Origin of the sequence: Nocardia sp. JW2 (assembly GCF_051843015.1) — a bacterium.
Classification (GTDB): domain Bacteria; phylum Actinomycetota; class Actinomycetes; order Mycobacteriales; family Mycobacteriaceae; genus Nocardia; species Nocardia coubleae.
In genome coordinates this window covers 72,340-93,829 of the sequence record NZ_JBPXLK010000016.1, presented here as the reverse complement: position 1 = coordinate 93,829, position 21,490 = coordinate 72,340, and the positions used below count along the sequence as shown (strand labels likewise).

The 21,490-nt window shown below is 65.4% G+C and carries 23 protein-coding genes and 1 pseudogene; 10 read left to right on the top strand and 14 right to left on the bottom strand.

The window, feature by feature from the left end:
* The first annotated feature begins 5 nt into the window (after positions 1-5).
* The 6 genes and pseudogenes from ACSVDM_RS21475 to ACSVDM_RS21450 all read left to right on the top strand — a co-directional run bounded on the left by ACSVDM_RS21475 (position 6) and on the right by ACSVDM_RS21450 (position 4,963).
* Positions 6-2,276, top strand: coding sequence for a hypothetical protein (locus ACSVDM_RS21475; RefSeq protein WP_439267312.1), 2,271 nt, complete (start codon positions 6-8; stop codon positions 2,274-2,276).
* Between the two features lie 9 nt (positions 2,277-2,285).
* Positions 2,286-2,693: a hypothetical protein gene (locus ACSVDM_RS21470; RefSeq protein ID WP_439267310.1), complete on the top strand. Its 408-nt coding sequence runs from the start codon at positions 2,286-2,288 to the stop codon at positions 2,691-2,693.
* Positions 2,694-2,699: 6 nt separating this feature from the next.
* Positions 2,700-3,185, top strand: a complete 486-nt coding sequence (locus ACSVDM_RS21465; protein WP_439267308.1) for a hypothetical protein — start codon at positions 2,700-2,702, stop codon at positions 3,183-3,185.
* A 49-nt stretch (positions 3,186-3,234) separates the two neighbouring features.
* Positions 3,235-3,882, top strand: coding sequence for a hypothetical protein (locus ACSVDM_RS21460; RefSeq protein WP_439267306.1), 648 nt, complete (start codon positions 3,235-3,237; stop codon positions 3,880-3,882).
* A 257-nt stretch (positions 3,883-4,139) separates the two neighbouring features.
* Positions 4,140-4,400 (top strand): annotated as a pseudogene (locus tag ACSVDM_RS21455) (Fic family protein); the annotation flags it as partial.
* Positions 4,401-4,534: 134 nt separating this feature from the next.
* Entirely contained in the window at positions 4,535-4,963 is a 429-nt protein-coding gene (locus tag ACSVDM_RS21450; protein ID WP_439267350.1) for a hypothetical protein, read from the top strand.
* Between the two features lie 34 nt (positions 4,964-4,997).
* On the opposite strand, the gene ACSVDM_RS21445 is transcribed toward ACSVDM_RS21450, so the two are convergent.
* The 9 genes from ACSVDM_RS21445 to ACSVDM_RS21405 all read right to left on the bottom strand — a co-directional run bounded on the left by ACSVDM_RS21445 (position 4,998) and on the right by ACSVDM_RS21405 (position 12,419).
* Entirely contained in the window at positions 4,998-5,747 is a 750-nt protein-coding gene (locus tag ACSVDM_RS21445; protein WP_439267304.1) for a hypothetical protein, read from the bottom strand.
* Between the two features lie 88 nt (positions 5,748-5,835).
* On the bottom strand, positions 5,836-6,738 hold the full coding sequence (locus ACSVDM_RS21440) for a nucleotidyl transferase AbiEii/AbiGii toxin family protein (protein WP_439267302.1): 903 nt from the start codon (positions 6,736-6,738) through the stop codon (positions 5,836-5,838).
* Positions 6,738-7,712 carry a type IV toxin-antitoxin system AbiEi family antitoxin domain-containing protein gene (locus ACSVDM_RS21435; RefSeq protein WP_439267300.1) on the bottom strand — a complete coding sequence of 325 codons (975 nt, stop codon included), beginning with the start codon at positions 7,710-7,712 and terminating at the stop codon, positions 6,738-6,740. Before ACSVDM_RS21435 ends, ACSVDM_RS21440 begins: the two co-directional genes overlap by 1 nt.
* A gap of 709 nt (positions 7,713-8,421) precedes the next feature.
* Entirely contained in the window at positions 8,422-8,616 is a 195-nt protein-coding gene (locus tag ACSVDM_RS21430; protein ID WP_439267298.1) for a hypothetical protein, read from the bottom strand.
* Between the two features lie 42 nt (positions 8,617-8,658).
* Positions 8,659-9,417 carry an ESX secretion-associated protein EspG gene (locus tag ACSVDM_RS21425; RefSeq protein ID WP_439267296.1) on the bottom strand — a complete coding sequence of 253 codons (759 nt, stop codon included), beginning with the start codon at positions 9,415-9,417 and terminating at the stop codon, positions 8,659-8,661.
* Positions 9,418-9,450: 33 nt separating this feature from the next.
* The gene (locus ACSVDM_RS21420; protein WP_439267294.1) at positions 9,451-10,773 is read right to left on the bottom strand and encodes a hypothetical protein; all 1,323 of its coding nucleotides are present in this window, start codon (positions 10,771-10,773) and stop codon (positions 9,451-9,453) included.
* Positions 10,770-11,150 (bottom strand): hypothetical protein, encoded by a 381-nt coding sequence (locus ACSVDM_RS21415; RefSeq protein ID WP_439267292.1) that lies wholly within the window; start codon positions 11,148-11,150, stop codon positions 10,770-10,772. Before ACSVDM_RS21415 ends, ACSVDM_RS21420 begins: the two co-directional genes overlap by 4 nt.
* Positions 11,151-11,162: 12 nt before the next feature.
* Positions 11,163-11,687: a DUF3558 domain-containing protein gene (locus ACSVDM_RS21410; protein WP_439267290.1), complete on the bottom strand. Its 525-nt coding sequence runs from the start codon at positions 11,685-11,687 to the stop codon at positions 11,163-11,165.
* Positions 11,688-11,792: 105 nt separating this feature from the next.
* Entirely contained in the window at positions 11,793-12,419 is a 627-nt protein-coding gene (locus ACSVDM_RS21405; RefSeq protein WP_439267288.1) for a maleylpyruvate isomerase family mycothiol-dependent enzyme, read from the bottom strand.
* A gap of 68 nt (positions 12,420-12,487) precedes the next feature.
* On the opposite strand from ACSVDM_RS21405, the gene ACSVDM_RS21400 reads away from it, so the two are divergent.
* The 4 genes from ACSVDM_RS21400 to ACSVDM_RS21385 all read left to right on the top strand — a co-directional run bounded on the left by ACSVDM_RS21400 (position 12,488) and on the right by ACSVDM_RS21385 (position 15,715).
* Positions 12,488-12,925, top strand: a complete 438-nt coding sequence (locus ACSVDM_RS21400) for a MarR family winged helix-turn-helix transcriptional regulator (protein WP_439267287.1) — start codon at positions 12,488-12,490, stop codon at positions 12,923-12,925.
* 158 nt (positions 12,926-13,083) lie between these two features.
* Positions 13,084-14,244 (top strand): FAD-binding oxidoreductase, encoded by a 1,161-nt coding sequence (locus tag ACSVDM_RS21395; protein WP_067484283.1) that lies wholly within the window; start codon positions 13,084-13,086, stop codon positions 14,242-14,244.
* 17 nt (positions 14,245-14,261) lie between these two features.
* Positions 14,262-15,020 (top strand): FAD-binding oxidoreductase, encoded by a 759-nt coding sequence (locus tag ACSVDM_RS21390; protein ID WP_439267286.1) that lies wholly within the window; start codon positions 14,262-14,264, stop codon positions 15,018-15,020.
* The gene (locus ACSVDM_RS21385; protein ID WP_439267284.1) at positions 15,017-15,715 is read left to right on the top strand and encodes a DUF4279 domain-containing protein; all 699 of its coding nucleotides are present in this window, start codon (positions 15,017-15,019) and stop codon (positions 15,713-15,715) included. The genes ACSVDM_RS21390 and ACSVDM_RS21385 overlap by 4 nt, the downstream gene beginning before the upstream one ends.
* Positions 15,716-15,722: 7 nt before the next feature.
* Here ACSVDM_RS21385 and ACSVDM_RS21380 read toward each other — a convergent pair whose 3' ends face one another.
* From ACSVDM_RS21380 to dnaK, 5 genes are all read right to left on the bottom strand, one after another.
* Positions 15,723-16,892 carry a globin domain-containing protein gene (locus tag ACSVDM_RS21380; RefSeq protein WP_439267282.1) on the bottom strand — a complete coding sequence of 390 codons (1,170 nt, stop codon included), beginning with the start codon at positions 16,890-16,892 and terminating at the stop codon, positions 15,723-15,725.
* A gap of 408 nt (positions 16,893-17,300) precedes the next feature.
* Complete coding sequence (locus tag ACSVDM_RS21375; RefSeq protein ID WP_067484271.1) at positions 17,301-17,696, bottom strand: heat shock protein transcriptional repressor HspR; 396 nt, start codon at positions 17,694-17,696, stop codon at positions 17,301-17,303.
* On the bottom strand, positions 17,696-18,871 hold the full coding sequence (dnaJ, locus tag ACSVDM_RS21370; protein WP_357150399.1) for a molecular chaperone DnaJ: 1,176 nt from the start codon (positions 18,869-18,871) through the stop codon (positions 17,696-17,698). Before dnaJ ends, ACSVDM_RS21375 begins: the two co-directional genes overlap by 1 nt.
* Positions 18,872-18,892: 21 nt before the next feature.
* Positions 18,893-19,483, bottom strand: coding sequence for a nucleotide exchange factor GrpE (gene grpE, locus ACSVDM_RS21365; protein ID WP_439267279.1), 591 nt, complete (start codon positions 19,481-19,483; stop codon positions 18,893-18,895).
* Positions 19,480-21,327, bottom strand: coding sequence for a molecular chaperone DnaK (dnaK, locus tag ACSVDM_RS21360; RefSeq protein WP_439267278.1), 1,848 nt, complete (start codon positions 21,325-21,327; stop codon positions 19,480-19,482). Before dnaK ends, grpE begins: the two co-directional genes overlap by 4 nt.
* Positions 21,328-21,490: the final 163 nt, after the last annotated feature.

The window sequence follows — 21,490 nt, the reverse complement described above, 5'->3', positions numbered from 1 at the left end:
CCCCCGTGCCGACGACACCCCTGCGCGCCAACGGCAATCACGCCGCACCGACCCTTGCGCCGAGCACCGACCCCGCGCAGCCCTCCACTCCGACCACCCCGACTGATCCGGCAACCGATGGCACGCCTGTCGATTCGACCCCGACGACCACAGACCAGTCCGCACCCACCGATACAACTTCGACCACCACCCACCCGTCGGACCCACCACTCACCCAGCAAGCCCTCGCCAACGCCGACCAAGCACGCCAAGCCCGCGAATCCCTGCGCCCCCTCACCCCCGCCAACGACCAAGCGCTCCAGGTCAACCCATCCCCGGGCCGCCCATACCTCAGCGCCAGCTACCCCACCGCACTCGGCGCACCCGTCCGCGTAATCCGCCTCACCACCGCCGTAACCGGCTCCCCCACAACACCCCCCACCACCATCGACGCCGTCACCGCCCGCACCCAACTCGCCACCGACCTCACCTTCAACCAGGGCAGCCAATTCCCCCTCGGCGACTGGCTCATGGTCGACACCGTCCCCACCACAAACCCCACCACCGCCGACCTCACCATCAACGCCGACACCAACCCCACCCTCACCGACCTGGCCAACACCGTCCGAACCCACCTCGGCCTCCCCCCACGCCCCAACCCCACCCTCACCCCCGACGACATCGACCGCCTCGGCGCCGACATCTCCCGAGCAGACCTGGCCCGAGCCACCACCCCCTCCTGGGCAGACCAACACCGAACCCCCACAACCCAACCCGACAACACCGTAACCCCCACCACCGACACAAACCCGCCCATCGACCTCGACACCATCCACAACACCCACGCCGAACAAACCCCCGCAGGCATCTCCCACCACCGCGGCGACCCCACCATGGGCGACCTCCCCCACCGAGTCCCCGCCGACCCCACCCGCTTCACCGCCGACACCCACATCACCCCCGACGGCCACGCCGTCATCGGCAACCAAACCCTCACCCCCGAGCAGTACGGCGACCTCCTCCGCCGCACCCACTGGGACGGCACCACCCCCATCCGCCTCATCGGCTGCGACGCCGCAACCAACGGCTTCGCCGACCGCCTCGCCCAACACCTCGGCGTAGAAGTCCTAGCCCCCACTCAAGCCGCCTGGACCGACACCAACGGAAACGTCTTCACCACCAGCGCCATCACCAACCCCGACGGCACCCGCTCCCCCCGCATCCCGCCGGATGGTCAATGGCATTCCCACCTCCCGTCCGGGTCCACTGCAACCCACGGGACCAATCCGAACGCGCCTGGATCAGCACCGAATGCGATTGATGCTGACAGTGCGGTCGACCGCTCACGACAAGCCCCGAGCACCACGCCCCCGCCAGGCCACGAAACACCCTTCGCCGACCGCCGAGACGATGTACGAGATCGAATCACCCCACCTCGCCGTGTAACCAACAGCCCACTGCTCGACCCGAACAACCCCGACCACGTCAATGCCCGCGGAACTCTCCGGCCAGGCGACTATCCCCTGCCAACACCACCCGGAAACCCGACGGACGTACTTAATGGGCAAACTCCTAACGGCGCCCCGTTCACGGACACCATCTACGGAGAGCCACCCGCACACACCACGGTCCGCGACTACCACCCACGCATTGCCGAGTACCCACGCCGAACCGGCGGCACATTCACCGCCTTACGCCATGAACAACAAGTCATCTTCCCACCCGATGCCGACGGCAACGTCCAGTCGTTCTCACGATCCCAAGTAGGCGACAACGTAGTGCTCACCGAGTCACTCAACGGGCGACACGTGGCGACCACTGGCGTCATCCGTCACGACTTCTCCACGGGAGACGCGGTCAACCGCGACCGTGATAGCGCCGAGGCAACCGCAGCAACAAGCGTCGGCCATGAAGGCGTGGCGCCTCCAGGCACTAACATCACACATGATGGCGGCCATGCGTCCAGCTACCGAACTACCTTGGACAGGGGACTCGTGAACCTTTTCGCCCAAGAAAGTGAATTCAACCAACGACAATTCCGGGTACTGGAGAACGCTATTGCAGACTGGCCCCGATCGCGCGCGGGTCGGGAAACGCATATCGATTTTAGAACAGACCCTCCCGGCTCGAAAACTCCAGAGACGGTAATCGGTACAGTAACCATGGTCGATGCGCGAGGCGAAATTTTCCGCGAGCTAATCATAAACTTCAGCAACCGAGGCGGAAATACTTTTACACGCAAAGAGCACGGGATTCAACTGAAAGATTTTAGAAGATATGACGAGCATCGGACGTAGGAGGGTTCCATGACTGACATCGACGAGGCCGAAATGATTACCGAACTTGTGAAAGCAACAGGGGAATCGGCGGCGCTCGCATATCCAGACTGGACTTTTGCAGTCTCAACCAATGTCCAGACGGCCCGAGGAGTCAGCACCGCACTTGTGGTCGCATACCGTGGAGAGGAAGGAAAAGTTGTGAGCTTTTTCCGCCATGGCGATCTAAGTCACCGCGTCGCGAAGTATTCGGACAGGCTATTTGTGGCACAGGGGTCGGAGTGGGCTGGAATGAAATGTAACGTTGCTCGATCAGGGAATTTCCGTATCGAGTACTCATACAACGGCGACGAAGCAATCAGGTGGGCCAACCAGGTCTTCTCGGGACTTACCCCTGAAGAACTCGTGGAAATCCTTAGGCCGCCGCGTGATCTGTGACCCAGGGTGACATCACCAGAAGAATCTCACACGATTCATTCAGCAACCTTGATACCAACGGCCTTCGCGGAAGGCATTAATTCGGCAGCAGATGAGGAACGAGGTAAAGTCGCTACGGAACTGGTTCGAGTTATGGGGCAGGCGGGCGCGCTCCAGTATCCGGATTGGACGCATGTGGTTTCGACAGGAGTTCGGCCCTCGCGCGGCGTTAGCACCTGGGAAGTAATTGCCTATCGAGGCAGCGAGGGCGCGGTCGTGAGCCTCTTCGACCACCGCGAAATAGATCGTAGCCTGGAAAGCTCCTTGATGAAATTGTTTGCAGCCCAAGGAGAGACGTGCATGGGCCTAAAATGCTCAGTCGCCCGGTCGGGGCAATTTCGCATCGAATATTCCTACGACATCGACGAAGCGATCAAGTGGGCAAATCAGGTCTTCAGTGGCCTCCCACCAGAGGAACTGGTGGAAATTTTGCGCCCAACGGGCGATCTGTAACCAGAGGTCACTGCCAAGGGACAGGCACCAGAGACAGAGGCGGCAGATAGTGAGTGAAGTGTCGGTCTTGGCACGACGCATCTGGGATGTGTTGGTGGAGCGGGGTTTCGATCCTGTGCTACGACGTGGGGGTGGGGATGCGGCGTCCTACAAGGAGGAAACCGGGGTGGCTCCGCCTGCGGAAGCGGTCGAGTTGTGGTCGGTACTTGGGGGGCGGGACATTCTGGGGATGGACCTGGAGGGTGCGCAGTCGGCTGGGCGGTGGTGTGCTGCTCGGGCGGATGAGGCAGAGTCCAGCGGGCCGGGGGTGCCGTACGAGGAGTTGGACGGGTCGTCCGACGGGGCTGTTCGCATGGTGTGGTGGGACCGTGGATGGTGCCCGCTTCACGCCTCGGCCGATTGGGCGGTCGCGGTCGACACGCATCCTGGCGCGAAAGGGCAGGTAGGGCAGGTTATTTTCTGCGATCTGGATGTGGACTGCGATCGCGAAGCCGTGTGGGGGTCGGTTGCCGAGTTCCTTCGTGATGTGCTCGCGGTCGTCTCCTCGGATGCGCTGATCGTGGAGAACGGGTTCGGACTGTTGGATCACGTCGACAACTGGACCTGCACTGTTCTGATGGCAGTGCGGGAGCTCGGTCTGGCACGGCGAGATGGTCGCCCGATCCCTCTCCCCGGGATCGACCATCCAAAACCGTAGGTGACACAGAGAACCGCCCGTTCGCGACGCGTTGACGTAATGATCACGTCAATGCCTCATAGAAGGAGGCTCTATCCAACGCCGCAGCTCAGCAGCCAAGACAAGAAGGTCTTGGCCGCGGTCGACGACATGCGGGACCAGTTGCGCCACCGGGTGCAGGGCATCCCGGCGAAGTGGACCGGTGGGCTTCGAAAATTCCTCACAGCTGACGCGGTGGCGGCATCGAACTCGATCGAGGGTTTCCAAGGTCTCCACTGTTGAATTTCCGGTTCAGCAAGGGCCAGCTGAACGCGCTGCACTGGAACCTGCAGGGGCACCGGCACACCTCCCGCAAGCCTGCCGGTCAATGGCAGTCCGGCCCGGTCTATGTCATCGATGCGCGAGACCCCAGCATCGCGGCGTATACCGCCCCCGACGCCGACCGCGTTCCCGCGCTCGCCGATGAGCTCGTTTCCTGGCTGAACACCTCCGACGACACACACGCGCTCATCCGAGCAGCGATGGCGCACCTGCACCTGGTGTCGATCCACCCGTGGTGCGACGGCAATGGTCGCATGTCGAGATCGCTGCAGACCTTGCTGATCGCGCGGGAAGGCGTACTGGCACCGGAGTTTTCGTCGATCGAGGCCTGGTTGGGACGTCCCGGGAACACATGGGAGTGGTACTCGGTCGCCGCGGCGCGCACTACCAGCCGGATCAGGATGTCTCCGAATGGATCAGTTTCAACCTGCTCGCCTATCATCAGCAGGCGCAAACCGTGCACGCGAGGTTCGAGCGCTCGGCACGAGTGTGGGAACAATCCTCGAAATTCGCTACCGGATCCGGCCTCGACGACCGGATCGCCTCCGCCCTCCATGACGTGGCGATGGCCGGGCGGGTTCGCCGGTCACGCTACGGAGCAAGCGAAGGGTTGAGCGTCCAGCAGGCGCAGCGGGATCTCAAAACCTTGACCCAACGCGAGATCTTGGAGCCTGTCGGCCGAACCAGGGCTCGCTATTATGTTGCGGGGGAGAGGTTTCCGGAGAACATACTCTCAACGGCCCGAACGCCGATGGGGCTGGTGGATCCTTATCGTTTGTAGCGCGCATCGTTCAGACGTCGAAACAGGCCTCTGTTCAGGCGACTGAGGGGCGGGGGTTGGTCCAGAGGGCGTCGCCTGTGGCGGTGAAGCGTTGGGCGAGTTCGGTGCGGACGTTGGTTAGGCCGGTGGTGCCGGAGACGCAGAGTTCTGTTTCCGCGGGGGTCAGGAGTTTGATGTGGACGAGGCGGATTTCCGAGAGGGGGCCGGTGACGGTGCGGGGGACGTCGGGGATGTCCATGCCGAGCAGGACCGTTGCTTGGCCGGATTCGTCGAGGTAGGTGTCGGCCAGTTCGGTGGGGAGGTCCAGTTCGCCGATGCCGATGGACAGGGTGCCGTAGTGCTCTAGTGCGCGGGTGAACGCGAAGCCTTCGCGGCTGATGATGTTGGCGATTCGGGTCACCAGCCGGCCCAGCCAGTCGCTCGCTACCGTTGGCGCGTCGGCATCTGTCGGCACCGCGGTCGAGGCGGCGTAGACCTCGACTTCGAACCCGTTGGTCGGGTCGGCGTCCGACCAGCGGGCGGGCCAGGACAGGCCGCAGCTGCTCACCAGGACACCGTCTTCGCGGCGAACCACACGCAGGCTGGGGTGGTCGATGCTCGCGGGTTCGGGTTCGTGCAGGAAGTTCATGTGTTGCCACAGCTCGGCGGGGAAGATCTGCGATTGGTACGCGGGTGCCATTGGAGGTTCGACGAGCTGGCCCCAAGATTGCCAGAGTTCATCCATCAGCGTCCACATGTCGCCGTTGTATTGCATGCGGAAGTCTTCTTCGGTCAAGTCCTGCATCGTTGCAGTCAACCTGCGGACCCTGGCCCTCCGCAAATTGGAGCAGCTCTGACCCCTGCGAAACAGCTTGTGGAGCAAGGGATTCAGCCTAGGCGCGCCAGGCTTGTCGATCCGGCTCCCATACTGCCGTCGAGGTGGTAGCCGGGACGCTGATCAGGATCAGGTCGTAGCAGGCGCGTGCCGCAGCCAGCGCGATCTCCAGGTCGTGGTGCTCCGTGGCGAGCGGGCTCTTCCGGGCCGTTCCTGGCCACTGCCGGATCCAGTCCGAGCCGGGCGCCTGCATCGTCGAGGGCAGAGTGGGAATCCGCCGCAGCAGACGCTCGGCTTCCACCGCGGCCACCGTCGCACCGAGCTCGACCCGTAGATAAGTGCTGACCAGCAGCAGATCGACGAGATCACGGTAGCGCCCCGACGAGCCACCCGCCGCACCATATCGTTCGAACATCGCACACAGTTTGTCGGCGACTTGGTCAGCCAGTGGATACAGTGCGATTCGCGCCCCGCCCGGGAAGTCTCCGTTCGTTATCAGCTGCGGAACCTCCCGGTGTTCGATCGCGCCGACGAGCTCGCGTCGTCCGTCGACGACATCGATGGAGAACTTGTCGAACTCGCGAGCACCGAGCAGCGCTATCACCAGCACTGTCGAGCCTTTGCCATTGCTCAACGGTGACGGTTCACCGACCTCGAAGCGGAAATGGTCGAGATGGGTGTCGCGAACTGCGCTTCGCAGTTGGCTGATCGGGTCGGAACCCGCTGTCGGGTTGATAGCCAGCAGGTCGATGTCACGGCTGTAGCGCGAGCGGGGAAGACGAACCATCATTCCGACACCGCCTTTGAGGATCCATCGGTCCGGGTCGACAACGAAGACGCGCTCGAGGAATCGCGACATCACGAACTTGCGGAGCACCGAGTTGAAGTCCTGCCCCTGGTCCTTGGCTACTCGCTTGAGATGGTCGGTAATACTGTTGCGCAACGCATTCGGGTTTCGCATCACTGTTCGGTCCGCCCACCTGTTCGCTGCGCAGCGCGGATCGCGCGCAGTGTCGCCGGATCGAGTACCGGCCTGGCCTGCTCGAACGCCTCACGCAGCCCCGCATTCTGAAGAGCCGCAACAAGCGTCGGATCCTGCATTATGGCCCCGAGCACTTTGGCTAGAGCCTCCTCGATGGTTGTCTCGGTTCGAATTCTTTCCAGCGCGGAGAGGAGTTGGCCTGGCGGCAAGAGAGATTTTAGGGCCTCAGCCAGCTCGGCGGGGTCGGTGGCGCGCGCGACGGTGTGCTGAGCAGCTATGTGCGCCAGCGAAATTGCCGTCGTCGGCACTCCTGCCATCTCGACGAGTGCGTCGAGGAACCCTCGTCCGTCGAAGGGGGCATGACCGTAGGCCAGAGCCTGGTCGGCCAGCGCTGCGATGAGATCGTCCTCGCCGACCCGTCCACGGCTCAGCGCGTCCCGGACCACCCCTCCCAGGTGGCCGGTGTCGATGCCCGCCTTGGCAAGGTCGGCGACAGTGCGCAGCCCGGTGGTCACCGCAAGCCCGTCGATCACCTCCCAGTCCGCACGTTCGAGCCGCCCGCGATGTATTTCGACCTCGGGCATCGAAAGCCGGATTCGACGCTCGCTGGTTAGTTCCACGACATCAGCGTCCATGTCGCCGAGCCCGTGCAGCACCGCTGCGGACCGATGCGAGATCACCCCGACCGGCACTTGGTCATCGAGACGCTCCCACACCACCCGCGCCGGGTCCAGTGCCATCCACGCCACCCGAAGATCCTGGTGTTGGTCGTAGGGGAAGTTCGCCACCCTGTACATGCCGTGCCGAACGCGCTCCAGCACCCCCGCATCCGCGATTTGCTTGAGGTGCTGCGGGCTCACACCCACAACCGTCCCGGCCTGGCGACTAGTCACCAGGCCCCACTGATCATTGGCGAGAGCCACGAGCGCTGCGGCACGACTATCGCTATGCATGGCACGATAATAGCTTAAATACTTTAGTATTGTGCCAGTCGGTCCAATTATAGTGACCTGGCACAGGGCATTGATCGGACCATGCTGGGCGATGTCGACCGATCGGAGCACCCAGGGGTGCCGGTGTCGTTACCCCCTTCCCCGGACTCCCGATCACCATGCCCCGATAGACCCTCTCGGCCAACACTTCTGGCCGCGCGTCGCAATGGACGCGTGGCTCTGGTTGGACCGTGGCGAAGGTGTGCACTCCCGGCCGTCACGGTGCGTACGTGCGAGGCGTACGACTGGGGTACTCGCAGACGGCTGTTTAGTGGGTTGGCTGATCCCCGGTCGGGCTCGTCGGTGACGACCGCAGCGCGGCCCACCTGGAGAACCTGGGAACGAAACGACTGGTCGCGGCCGAGCACGGGGAGCATCGATCTGCTCCTAGCATCAGGACGGACGCTCGGCTGTGGAGCATGCCTGAGCGATGTAGGTATGGTGATCCCTACGGTGCGAACAGCTGCTATCTGTTTCGTACCCAGGCCCTCGGTAGCGTTGGTAGCGCTGCCGGGGGCCGAACTATTGTGCGCGACGTTACACCCGAAAGCTATTGATCAGCAACAACGTTGCCGAAGCGGAAGTACTGGCTGTATGCGGCGCTGAGATGCATCGACTGCTCGACATCTACAGCCACCGCCGACCAGTTCGTCACGGTCAAAGGCTATGGTCAGATGCCGAGTTCCTGGCCGAGGTCGGCAAGTTCTTCGACGGCGGCGCGACTGCGGGCCGCGCTGCGCCGCCGATAGCTCTTCAGGTCGTCGTATCGGATGCGGCGATGGGTTCCCAGCCCGACGACATACGGGCGCGAGACGTTGAGCAGATCCGCGGCCTGCCGGGTCGTCAACTCCGAGTGTGTGGACACGCACTGACCGTATGCCGTTCGGGCGGTTCCGGGCGAACGGATTCAGTGGGGGAGATGGGTGCCGGTGCGGGCTTTGGTGGCGGTGGTGTGGAGGATTTCGGTGAGGGTTTTGTGGATTCGGGTGGGGGTGGTGGGTTTTACGGTGAAGGTGGTTTCGCCGTAGAAGACGTAGCGGCCGTCGCCGGGGAGGTCGTGGAGCTGGAAGTCGTCGCGGCCTTCGGTGTGGCGGTTGTCGACGCTGGCGTGGGCGTAGACGCCGATGTGGGTGAGGGTGTCGGTGGGTTTGGCGAGAAAGGATTCGAGTTGTTCTCGGGGGGTGGGGTTCCAGCGGTCGCGGGTGTGGGGGCGGGGAGCCGCGAGTTCGGCTGCGGTGACGCGGATTTCGCGGCCGCGGCCGGGTGAGACTTTGGGGAGGGTGGAGAGGACGGCGGCGGCCAGGGTGTTGGGGGTCATCAGGTGCAGGGTGATGTCGCCGGGGTTGCGGGTGTCGCCGGGGGCCTGGACGGCGAGGGAGGCGTAGGTGTCGCGGGTGCCGCCGTGGGCGCGGATGGTTCGCACGCCGCGGGAGGCACCCGCCACCTCGACGCGGGCGTGGGGTGCGAGCAGGGCGGCCATGGCGCGGTCGAGGTCGGAGTCGAATTCGGCCATCAGGTTCTCGGCGGCCTTGCGACGCAGGCGGAGGACCTCGGCGTAGGTCTCGACGTCGGTGTACTGGTGTTGTAAGGGGTACGGGAGGACGTCGCGCCCCGCGGCTTCCCACAAGGTGCGGAAGTCGAGGGCGGTGAGATGCCAGGTGCGCACGGGAAATCTACTCTGTTCCATCGAGATCGGCACTCAGTCGGCGCCGATGACGGGCGGGACCATCTTGGGCAGGCTGTCCAGACCGGTGAGCTCCTCGCCGTTCTCCTGCGTGACGAGGTAGTCGGGGATGCCCTTGGTCGACTCGTCGTCCTTGCCGCCGCCACGTCCCGCGCCCGGGCCCATCATGCCGGGCATCCCGGAGCGGCCCGCAGCGCCCGCTCCGCCGCCACGGTTCGCGCCTGCGCCGGCCGACGCGGGGTTGCCGGGGACTGCCGCACCCGCCCCCGGTGAACTGGCGCCGGGAGAACCGCTGCCCGGCACGCCTGAGCCCGGGGAACCGCCACCACCGGGAAGGCCTGTGCTGCTCGGACTTCCGGGAGATCCCGGCGTTGTCGACTGCGGGGTGGTCGCGGCGGGGGTCGTCGAGGCCGGGGTGGTCGACGAGGGATCGGTGGTCTGTGGGGTGTCGTCCTCGGATGAATTCTGGTCATCGTCGTCGGCGGGGGTGTCGCCGGGCGTTTCGCCTGGGTCGGTCGTCGGGGTGACGGCCGCCGGCGTGCTCGGCGTCGCCGCGGGCTGACCGGACGGCGAGCCTGGATCGCCGGGACGTGCACCGCCGCCGGGGATTTCGGGATCCGCACCGTTGTCCACAGCCTTGGGGACCGGAATGACCGGAACATTCGTGTCGGACTCGTAAATGACTGGTGCGTAGACGGTTTGGAGCACACGCACCGCCTCGACCCGCGCATTCTCTTCCGCCACATCGTCATCGCGCCACGCTCGACCGGTGAACAGGCCGGTGAAGTTGTCGACGCCGCTGCGATGCTCGGGCTGATGGGGCACAAGACGTTTCGTCGGCTCGAGGCCCGTTCGCAACTCGACCAGTTTGTTGCTGGTGAGGGCGGCCGCGGTGGTGACCCGTTTGCCCGTGGTGTCGTAGGCCGCGACGGTCTGTGCGGCGGCGGTCGCGGCCGAACCCGCCCAGACATCGGGCGACATCCCGCGCGAGATCTGCTTGCGGAACTCGTCGAGGGAAGTGGCGTTGCGGGTGGAGATCTCGGTCCACGCGCCGATCAGATCGTTCACGGCATCGAGATCGATCTTGTCGACCTTGGCGCGAAGCTCGGCGACGGTACCGGCGAACAGGTTGTTCTTGACCACCGTTTGCGGGCGGAATTCGCCGTCGAAACCGAGCTGGCTCGCCTTCTGCCGGGTTACTGCGCGCTGGTCGTTGTATTCGTCCTGGATGTCGGCGATTTCGGAACTGTCGAGTTCGCCGTCGTCGCCGGAGAAGGAGACGAGGTCGCGCAGTTTGCCGTAGAGGTCGAGGCCGTTGATGCTCTGCATGCCGGTCATGGGGTCACCTGCTCGGAGATGTAGTCCATGGCGTTGGCGTTTTCGATGTCGGTTCCGGTGAGACGTTTGAACGAGAGGGCGAAGACTTCGCGCAATCGCTGCACGGCTTCGATGTCTTTGAGGATGACATTGTCGATCGAGTTCTCCTCCCCCGTCGCTTGGAGGAGAAACTTCTTTTCGAGGTCCTTCGCGATCTGGAAATCACCGAAGCCGCTCACAGCCTGTGTTCGTCGCACAGAGTCGCGTAATCCGCGGAGGTCGTTCAGGCGCACGTCGCAGGCTTTGAACATGTGGTAGGCGGCGGCTTCGTCATTCAGATAGACCGCACCGGCCTTGGCTTGGCTCAGCAGGTTGTCGTACGGGTTCGCTTCGGCCATCGGGCGACCTGCCTACTTCGGGAACGTGGGCACTAGAACTTCGCCCACCGTCGCCAGAGTCGTGCACGGGTCCTCGAGGTCGTCGATCAATGGGGAGCCGAGTACCTGCAGTTGGACCACACCCTGCGAGCTCGGGAAGACGACGTCACAGTCGAGGTGCTTCGAGGCACCAGCGACCCGGAACTCGCGGCCTGATCGACCGGCAATGGTCACGTCACGGAAATCGACGTTCCCCGGCTTCTGTTCGAACTCCTCGACCTTCTTACTGGTCGTGTACACGGTGAGTGAGTAATTCGGGCCTTCCCAGCCACAGATCTCCCACCCCGATTGCGGAACCCCCGCAACCCCCTTCTCCTCGGTCGCCGGGTCGACCCCGACCTCCGTCAACAACGCATCAGGAATCTCCGTACACGGATTCCACAACACCGGCTTGGCCGTCGTAGTCGTCCCCGAAGACGTCGACTTCCCCGCCTCGCATCCGGCTGCCCCGACAACCGCCAGACCTGCGAGCACTAGCGCGATCCCCGCCCGTTTCATCCCCACCCCTTCTCGCCGGTCCACTGCTTTGACCAGGGAGATTAGCACGGGCCTCGGACACGGAACCGGGTTCGAGCGGCGGGCAAACCGGTAGCAGCCGGCCTCTCATCGTGCGGTCAGCGACTCCACACCCGCGCCCGTCAGGGCGGGCAGCACGCTCGGTCTTCCGGTGAGAAGTAGGAGCAGATCCAGCGTGGAGCCGCGGATTTCGGGACCACTACCAACGGTCCATGCGGAGTCGTCGGCCACGAGGGACACACCGCGTAGCCGGCGGCGGGCCCAGAACGGCCAGCCCATCGTCCAGACACGCTGTGCGGCAACCGCGCACGCCCGCGCGTCGACTTCGATCGTGCGCGAGAGCGGGCGGGCGATGTCCTGGGCGTGGACGATCACGTCGAAGTGGATGTTGCGGTGGTTGGTGACCACGGGCAGGTCGCGGGAATCGGCCAGGCCGGCGAGGGCGGTGGCGAGGTCGGGGGTGGTGTCGGCGTAGCGGACGGCCAGGTCGTGGTTGAGGCGGTGGAAGCTGCCGTGGGCGCGGGCGGCCTCGCGCAGCATGGCGAGCGGGCCGGGCGGCTGGGGTGCCAGCGCGACATGCGCGGCGACATCGCGGACGCGCCAGCCCGCGCACAGCGAGGGGGCGTCGAGTTCGGCGGGAGTGAGCTCGGCCAGGAGCCCCGCGATGGCGCGGCGCTGATCGGTGATGGTTCGCCAGTACTGATCGGGGTCCATGCTCGGCTCCTTGTAGTCAGCCTTTCTGACTAATATAGTCAGTGTTACTGACCTAATCAAGGAGTGTCATGCCCGCTGACGAGCTCAATCTCGGAGTTCTGCTCTTCATTCCGTACCGGGAGATGGAGCGGCGGGTGCTCGACGCGCTGAGCGAGGGCGGCTTCGACGACCTGACCCAGGCCCAGGCGCGACTGGTCGCACGGATCGGGCCGGACGGGTCGCGGTTGACCGACTTGGCCGCCCAGGCGCAGGTCGCCAAGCAGACCGCGGGGGTGCTCGTCGACCAGCTGGTGCGCGCCGGATACCTGCGCCGCGAACCCGACCCCAGCGACGGCCGCGCGCGGCTGCTGCGGCTGTCGGACAAAGGGACACGGGCCGTCGAGGTCGCGAATCAAGCGGCGCGCCAGGTGGAGTCGGAATGGCTCGCCCACCTCGGGCCGCGACGGTCGACCGCGCTGCGCGGGGCGCTCGAGGAACTGCGGAAGATCACCGACCCATATCGATGACGCGAACTCGCGGACGCGCAGCAGCGCCGGGCATACGATCCGCGAGGCGTGATGAGCATCCCTGCACCGAGCTGGCGTTTTCGGGGGATACTTGAGACGGCGCCCGCCGTGGGGGCGGGGCCACCGGGCAACAATTCTAGGAAAGGGAGCTTGACGACGTGGATGCGCGTTCGCTTGCGCTGGTCCGCGCCGATTTTCGCGGAGTGATGGAGGCACCGGGCGGCCCCGAGCGGCTGACCAGGGCTTTTTACGGGCACCTGTTCGCACAGGACCCAAGATTGCGTGATCTCTTTCCGCCCACCATGGACATGCAGCCCAAACGGCTGACCACGGCGGTGCAGTTCGTCCTCGAACATCTCGACGACTTCGACCGCGCTCAGCGGTTCCTCGAGCAATTGGCGCGCGACCACCGCAAGTACGGGGTCGAGGCCGACCACTACGACATGGCGGGCCTGGCGTTGCTCGGTGCGCTGCGCACCTACCACGGCAACCGCTGGAACCGGGAGCTCGACGAGGGCTGGCGCGATGTCACCATCGTGATCTCGGCGGCCATGGCGATCGGCGCCAACCAGGACAAATCGCAGCCGTACTGGGACGCGACGGTGGTCGGTCATCGCCGCGTGCTCGACGATCTGGCGATCGTGCGGCTGCAGGCCGACAGCCCGATCCCGTTCAAGGCGGGCCAGTACGTGCCGATCGCGGTGCCGCAACGGCCGAACATGTGGCGTTACCTCTCGCCCGCCATCCCCGCCAACCCGTACGGCGAGATCGAATTCCATGTGCGGCGGGTGAGCGGCGGCTGGGTGAGCCCGGCCATCGTGAACGACACCAAGGTGGGCGACCGGTGGAAGATCGCCGGACCGCTCGGCGGGTTGCAGGTGGACCGCGAATCCGGGCGCGACGTGCTGATGATCGGCTCGGGCACCGGCATCGCGCCGCTGCGCGCGCAGCTGATCGAGATGAGTCAGCGCGGTATCAACCCGCGCGTGCACTTCTTCATCGGCGGGCGCTTCCCCGGCGACCTGTACGACGTGAACAACATGTGGCAGCTGTCGCAATCGAATCCGTGGCTCACGATCGTGCCGGTGTGCGAGGAGCCCGAGAACCCGTGGTGGTATCCGCCCACCCCGTCCGAGCCGCCGCCGGGCATGCACCGCAGGCTCACCGGGAATCTCGGCGCGGTGGTCACCAGTTTCGGCGCCTGGGCCGATCGGCAGATCCAGATCGCCGGATCCGCCAAGATGATCGACGACACCCGCCGCGCCCTCATCCGGGCCGGCACCCCGACCGATATCATCGCGGCCGATCCTGTCGGCTGACCGCGCGAAAGTGACTGATGAGCACCGAGTTTCCCCACCCGGCCTGGACGGCGACCGTTGTCGGTCATCATCGGCTGCGCAACGATCTGGCCGTGATCCGGTTGATCGGCGACTTCGTCCCGTTCGCCGCGGGCGGGTCGGTGGAGGTGGAGGTGCCGCAGCATCCGGGGGTGCGGCGGCGGTTGTCGCCCGCGCTGCCGCCCTCGCTGGACGGCAAACTCGAATTCCATGTGCGGACGGTGCCGGGCGGGTGGTGCTCGGGGTCGATCGTGGCCGACACCCAGCCGGGTGATCAATGGCGAATCAACGCACCGCACACCGTGTTCGCCGTCGACCCCGACGCGACCGAGGTGGTGATGATCGCGGGCGGCACCGGACTGGCACCGATGCGCGCCCAGATCCTCGACCTGGCCCGCCGCGAAAACCCGCCACGCACCTACCTCTTCTTCGGCGGCCGCAGCCCACGCGACCTCTACGCCGCCGACATGCTGTACCTGCTGTCGGGCGAATTGCCGTGGCTCACGGTGATTCCCGTGGTCGAAAGCCCCGACGACCCACCGATCCGCGACGAATGGCACGAACAGACCCGCGTCGATATCGGCTTCGCCCCCTCGGAAATGCTGCACGGCACCCTCGCCGACGTAGCCGCCGCCCACGGCCCCTTCGACCGACACCAGGTCCTGATCTGCGGCTCCCCCGCCATGGTCGCCACCACCACCGACCGCCTCGTCGCCGGCGGCACTCCCCCAACCAACATCACCTCCGAAGGCGCTTGAACATCACCCTTTTCGAGGTTGTCGCTTCACTGCGCCTGACCGGCACTTTCGACCCCGAGGAGATCACGGCGGCGCTATGTCGAGTGCCGACCGATCAGTGGCGAGCCGGACAGGCAGGGCCTGCACCCAAACTGCGTAGGAGTTCCGATGGTTGGGTGCTCGAATCGGCTGCCGGCGCCGGTCACGTCGGCGAGCAGGTGGACCGAGCCCTCGACGAACTCGCGCCGATCAGTGACCGATTGCGGCATATTCTCTCGGCGCGAGAGATGTCCGGGTGTCTGAGCGTCGCGGTCGACACCGACGGGCAGGGCAGGCCGGTCATCGCCCTTTCGGCTGCGGCGCTGAGGCTGCTGGCAGCTTCCGGACTCTCCTTGGATGTGGATGTCATCTCGGGGGCGACCGACGATCCGGACCCGGCCACTCCGGTCATACGAACCGAATCGACCGGGCATCCGGATGGGCCATTCCATCGGACGGTCGTGAGCTGGTGCGCTGAAGATGCGGTCAGCGCATTTCTGGACGAATGGCCTGACAGGTCGATGACTTCGCAAGACCGTCCTGGCGGCGAAATCTTGGTGCAAGCCGAAATGTCGGTGGGAAGCTTTCCTTCCATGTACTTCCACCCGCACCTGCTCGCCCGCCTTGCCTCGACCGCGATGTCGCTGCGGATCGAGACCTGTCCGCGCACGACCTGAGATCGGCTCAGAACAAGGGGTCGTGGCGGATGGATTTGGCTTGGGTGCCTGCGGCCATGAGGCGGAACTTGGTGGTTTGGACCATGGAGGGGGAGCCGACTATTTGGACGTCGCGGTCGGCCCAGGGGCCGAAGGCGGCTACGACCTTGCCGATCTGGCCGGTCATGCGGGGTTCCAGGCCGGGGAGTTCGACCTGGGGTTCGCCGGAATCGTAGTACCACCAGGGGTTTTCTTCGTGTTCGGTGACGGGGGTGACGGTGAGCCACTTGTTGGCGACGGCCAGTTGGCTCAGGACCTGCAGGTCGTAGAGGTCGCAGGGGTGGTGGCCGCCGACGAACAGGTGGACCTTCGGGTTCACCCGGCGCTGGGCCATCGCCATGATCTGGGCGCGCAGGGGGGCGATGCCGGTGCCACAGCCGATCATCAGCATCTTGCGCTTGGTGTTGCGCGGCACGCCGAGACCGCCGAGGGGGGCGCCGAGTAACCACTGGTCACCGACCGTGGTGTGCGACACGATCGCCGGACTCACCCAGCCGCCGAGCACACTGCGGATGTGGAATTCGATCTCGCCGTTGCTGTTCGCGGGATTGGCGGGTGACAGGTATCGCCACATACGCGGACGCGAGGGCACCTGCACACTGATGTACTGGCCTGCCGCGTACTCCATCGGATGTTCGAGCTGGACCCGGACGATCGACAGGTTGCGCAACACTTCGCGGCACTCGACGACGGTGGCGGTCCACGCGGCGGGACTGGTTTCCTTGTCGGCGGCGCCGATCATCGCGCCGCTGATATTGGCCAGGCCCTCGTCCCAGGCGGCGGCGACCTCGTCGGTCCACATCTCGTCGCCCACGCAGGCGCGGATCGCCGACTTCAGCGAATTGGCCACCGCCACATAGTGCGCCGGTTGCACGCCGTACTTGCGATGGTCGCGCCCGAGCTGCGCGAGGAACGGCAACAGCTTGTCGGGTTCTTCGAGCCGGTCCAGCGCGTAGGAGATCGCATGGACGAGGCGGTCGCGCTGGGCATCCATGGCGGCTGGGAAGAAGTCACGGACACCGGGGTAGTCCGTGAACAGGATCGAGTAGAACGACCTCGCCAGTGTCTCGGACCCACCCTCTTCCGCAGCAACCGCCTTGAACGTGGTACGGATCAAAGCGACAGTCCGCGAATCCATATGTGTCACAACCTCGTTTCGCCATCGAACGCTTGTCGCGCCGGCGAGTGACGGGCTGGGAGGACACTCGTCAGCAGCCGATGCGAGAAGTCTAGGCGAGGTTTGCCAGCTTAGGAATCGTACTCTTAAACATCACGCATGTAATTCTGACAAAACTGGATACAGACACTGTGGCGCGCCAAAGAAACAGACCTGGAGCCCGTGAATGAGGCGTGGACGTGACCGATTGGGCCCGGAATTCGGACGTCCTCGCCGCGCGCTTCTACTTCCGGACGGCAAGATCGAAAATAAATGAGTTGCTGGATAGTCACCAGCCGATCGCCGGGGATTGACCAGCACACGACAGAGCCCCCGATCCGCGACCGCCGTGGCGGACAAGCGAACCGGGGGCTCGGTGAAACGAGTGCCTCAGCGGCGATGACGTGGCTGCCACACCACGAGCGCGGTACTGCGTTGCGGCGGAGACAGATCGGGCCGGTAACCAGCCCGCAACCGCTCCAGCTCCGCGCTCATCTCATCCACCCGCTGCTGCAGAGCCTCCACCTGATTGGTGAGCTCGATGATGCGTTTGATGCCCGCCAGGTTGACGCCCTCGTCCTGCGACAGCCGCTGCACTTCGCGCAGCAGCTCCACATCGCGGGCCGAGTAACGGCGTCCGCCACCCGAAGTACGTTGAGGGGTGACCAAACCCAGCCGGTCGTAGGTACGCAACGTCTGCGCGTGCATCCCCGCCAGCTGAGCCGCCACCGAGATCATGAAGAACTCGGCGCGCGAGGATCCCGCAGACTTCGGATCATCGGACATCAAGCACCTGCCCATCCTGCACGCGGATCGAAACCGCTCGCCTTCTCCGCCTCCTGGTACCGCTTCAGGGCCTCGGTCGCCTCGGCATCGAGAGCCTGCGGAACCGCGACCTTCACCGTCACCAGCAGGTCACCTGCACCACCGGCCGGACCGCGCTTGGGCACACCCCGGCCGCGTACCCGCAGGATACGCCCGTCGGCGGTACCCGGAGGCACCTTCACGCCGACCCGGCCCTCCAGCGTGGGCACCGAAACGGTTGTCCCGAGCACCAATTCGGCATAGCTCACCGGCAGCACCAGGGTGAGGTCGTCACCCTGACGACCGAAGACCTTGTCCTGGCTCACGTGCACCGTGACATACAGGTCACCCGACGGCGCGCCACGCAGGCCCGCCTCACCCTGACCGGCGAGCCGGATCTTCTGCCCGTCGCTGACACCCGGTGGGATGCGGACGGTGATAGTGCGAGTGCGGTTCTGGATGCCGGTGCCCGCGCAGTCGGTGCACGGGTCGTCGATGATCGAGCCGGTACCGCGGCAGTCGTCGCACGGTTCGCTGAAACCGAACGCACCCTGATTGCGGCTCACCACACCCGCACCGTTGCAGTGCGGGCACACGCGCGGGCTGGTGCCCGGCTTGGCGCCGCTGCCGTGACACGTGGTGCACGGTGAGGGGCTCGTCATCCGCAGCGGAACGGTGACACCCTGGGCCGCCTCGCGGAAGCCAAGCGTGGTCTCGGTTTCCACATCGGCGCCACGGCGCGGACGGCTCGACGCACGCCCGCCCCGGTTGAACAGGCCACCGAGGATGTCACCGAGGCCACCGTCGCCCGCACCGGGACCACCCGGCTGGCCGAAGATGTCGCCCAGGTTGAACTCCTGCGAGAACCCGCCGCCCGCACCGGGAGTGAAGCCGCCGCCGTAGCCGCGACCGCCACCACCGGCGAACAGGCGCCGCGTCTCGTCGTACTCCTTGCGCTTGGCCGGATCCGACAGCACCGCATTCGCTTCGCTGACGGCCTTGAACCGCTCCTCGGCCTTCGTGTCACCCGGGTTGGAGTCCGGGTGCAGGTCACGCGCGAGCTTGCGGTAGGCCTTCTTGATCTCGTCCTGCGACGCGCCGGAGGAGACACCCAGCTCCTTGTAGAAGTCCTTCTCGATCCACTCCCGTTGACTCACCGGGCATCTCCTCCTCTCACGCTATTCGTTATCGGCGTCGGCATCCGAATCCGATGCCCCCACGGTCTCGGGATCGGTTACCCCGACCATCGCGTGCCGAAGCACCCGATCGCCGAACCGATAGCCCTTGCGCATGACCACGCCGATCACCGGCTCCGAACCCGAACCCTCGTGCTGCACGGCCTCGTGCAGCGTCGGGTCGAACGGGTCACCGACAGCACCGAATTCGACCAGGCCCTGCTTGGTGAGCGCGGTCTCGAGCTTGTCGGCGACCGACTTCAACGGGCCGGAATCCAGGTCGCCGTGCGCCCTGGCGCGGTCCAGATCGTCGAGGACACCGAGCAATTCGGTGACCACGCTCGCCTTGGCCGCGTCGATATTGGCCTGGCGATCGCGCTCCACCCGGCGGCGGTAGTTCGCGTACTCCGCGGTCAACCGCTGCAGGTCGGCGGTGCGCTCGGCGAGCTCGTCGCTCTCCGGGGCTGCCTCGACCTTGGGTTCCGGGGCGGACTCCGCCTCGGGGGCGGAGTCCTGATCCGGTGCCGCGTCCGCCTCGGGGGCTTCGGCGGCGGTCTCCTCGATCAATTCCTGTTCGGAGTTGGCCTCGGTCACTTCTTCTCCGTATCAACCGGCTCGTCGACAACCTCGGCATCGACGACCTGGTCGTCGGCCGCGGTGTCGGGGCCCGCACCGTCGGTGGCCTGGCCTTCGGCGGCGCTGGCCTCGTAGAGCGCCTGGCCGAGAGCCTGCGACTCGGCGGCCAGCTTCTCCACCGCCGACTTCACGGCGGCGATGTCGGTGCCCTCGAGCGCCTTCTTGGCGTCGGCGATGGCCTCTTCGACCTTCGACTTGGTGTCGGCCGGGACCTTGTCCTCGTTGTCCTTGATGAACTTCTCGGTCTGGTGCACCAGCGACTCGGCCTGGTTGCGGGTCTCGGCCTCCTCGCGGCGGGCCTTGTCCTCGGCGGCGTGCGCCTCGGCGTCCTTGACCATCCGGTCGATCTCTTCCTTGGACAGGCCGGAGCCGTCCTGGATCTTGATCTTGTTCTCCTTGCCGGTGCCCTTGTCCTTCGCGGTGACGTGGACGATGCCGTTCGCGTCGATGTCGAAGGTGACCTCGATCTGCGGCACGCCGCGCGGGGCCGGGGGCAGGCCGGTCAGCTCGAAGGAGCCGAGCAGCTTGTTGTGCGAGGCGATCTCGCGCTCACCCTGGAACACCTGGATCTGCACCGACGGCTGGTTGTCGTCGGCCGTGGTGAAGGTCTCCGAGCGCTTGGTCGGGATGGTGGTGTTGCGCTCGATGAGCTTGGTCATCACGCCACCCTTGGTCTCGATACCCAGCGACAGCGGGGTGACATCGAGCAGCAGGACGTCCTTGACCTCACCCTTGAGCACGCCGGCCTGCAGGGCGGCGCCGACGGCGACGACCTCGTCCGGGTTCACGCCCTTGTTCGGCTCACGGCCACCGGTCAGTTCCTTGACCAGGTCGGAGACGGCGGGCATACGGGTGGAGCCACCGACGAGCACGACGTGGTCGATATCGGCCACGTTGATGCCGGCGTCCTTGATGACGGACTGGAACGGCGCGCGGGTGCGATCCAGCAGATCGGAGGTGATCTTCTGGAACTCGGCGCGGGTGAGCTGCTCGTCGAGGAACAGCGGATTCTTGTCCGCGTCGACGGTGATGTAGGGCAGGTTGATCGAGGTGCTCTGGCTGGAGGACAGCTCGATCTTCGCCTTCTCGGCGGCCTCACGCAGACGCTGCATGGCCATCTTGTCCTTGGTCAGGTCGATGCCCGAGCTGGCCTTGAACTTGTCGACGAGCCAGTTGACGATGCGCTCGTCCCAGTCGTCGCCACCGAGGTGGTTGTCACCGGAGGTGGCGCGGACCTCGACGACGCCCTCGCCGATCTCCAGCAGCGACACGTCGAAGGTGCCGCCACCGAGGTCGAAGACCAGGATGGTCTGCTCTTTGTCGCCCTTGTCCAGGCCGTACGCCAGCGCGGCCGCGGTGGGCTCGTTGACGATGCGCAGCACGTTCAGACCGGCGATCTGACCGGCTTCCTTGGTGGCCTGACGCTGCGCGTCCTCGAAGTAGGCCGGGACGGTGATGACCGCGTCGGTGATCTCCTCACCGAGGTAGGCCTCGGCGTCGCGCTTGAGCTTCATCAGCGTGCGCGCGGAGATTTCCTGCGGGGTGTACTTCTTGCCGTCGATCTCCACGGTCCAGTCGGTGCCGATGTGGCGCTTGACCGAGCGGATGGTGCGGTCGACGTTGGTGACGGCCTGGTTCTTGGCAGGCTGACCGACGAGAACCTCACCGTTCTTCGCGAACGCGACGATCGACGGAGTGGTGCGCGAGCCTTCCGAGTTCGCGACGACGACCGGCTCGCCGCCTTCCAGCACGGAGACGACAGAGTTCGTGGTCCCGAGGTCGATTCCGACCGCACGAGCCATAGTGGGTTCCTCCTGATAATTGACGACAACTCCCAGCAACGCTGAGCGTGATGCGCTCAATCCTGCCTGTCGGCTCCGCCGGGCGTCAACCCGAACTTGAGTGACATGCGCTCAACATCGTTGATCTGCACAACGAGCACCTGCGGCGATTCATTCCCGCCAC

What these genes read in the sequence shown, in the direction of transcription:
- ACSVDM_RS21435 (WP_439267300.1), bottom strand. Translation starts at nt 7,712, where the DNA reads ATGCATAGCGATAGTCGTGCCGCAGCGCTCGTGGCTCTCGCCAATGAT.
- dnaK (WP_439267278.1), bottom strand. Translation starts at nt 21,327, where the DNA reads ATGGCTCGTGCGGTCGGAATCGACCTCGGGACCACGAACTCTGTCGTC.
- ACSVDM_RS21405 (WP_439267288.1), bottom strand. Translation starts at nt 12,419, where the DNA reads ATGGACCCCGATCAGTACTGGCGAACCATCACCGATCAGCGCCGCGCC.
- ACSVDM_RS21390 (WP_439267286.1), top strand. Translation starts at nt 14,262, where the DNA reads ATGAGCACCGAGTTTCCCCACCCGGCCTGGACGGCGACCGTTGTCGGT.
- ACSVDM_RS21420 (WP_439267294.1), bottom strand. Translation starts at nt 10,773, where the DNA reads ATGACCGGCATGCAGAGCATCAACGGCCTCGACCTCTACGGCAAACTG.
- ACSVDM_RS21445 (WP_439267304.1), bottom strand. Translation starts at nt 5,747, where the DNA reads ATGCAGGACTTGACCGAAGAAGACTTCCGCATGCAATACAACGGCGAC.
- ACSVDM_RS21450 (WP_439267350.1), top strand. Translation starts at nt 4,535, where the DNA reads ATGGGAGTGGTACTCGGTCGCCGCGGCGCGCACTACCAGCCGGATCAG.
- ACSVDM_RS21415 (WP_439267292.1), bottom strand. Translation starts at nt 11,150, where the DNA reads ATGGCCGAAGCGAACCCGTACGACAACCTGCTGAGCCAAGCCAAGGCC.
- ACSVDM_RS21470 (WP_439267310.1), top strand. Translation starts at nt 2,286, where the DNA reads ATGACTGACATCGACGAGGCCGAAATGATTACCGAACTTGTGAAAGCA.
- ACSVDM_RS21400 (WP_439267287.1), top strand. Translation starts at nt 12,488, where the DNA reads ATGCCCGCTGACGAGCTCAATCTCGGAGTTCTGCTCTTCATTCCGTAC.
- ACSVDM_RS21410 (WP_439267290.1), bottom strand. Translation starts at nt 11,687, where the DNA reads ATGAAACGGGCGGGGATCGCGCTAGTGCTCGCAGGTCTGGCGGTTGTC.
- ACSVDM_RS21440 (WP_439267302.1), bottom strand. Translation starts at nt 6,738, where the DNA reads ATGCGAAACCCGAATGCGTTGCGCAACAGTATTACCGACCATCTCAAG.
- ACSVDM_RS21375 (WP_067484271.1), bottom strand. Translation starts at nt 17,696, where the DNA reads ATGTCCGATGATCCGAAGTCTGCGGGATCCTCGCGCGCCGAGTTCTTC.
- ACSVDM_RS21380 (WP_439267282.1), bottom strand. Translation starts at nt 16,892, where the DNA reads ATGGATTCGCGGACTGTCGCTTTGATCCGTACCACGTTCAAGGCGGTT.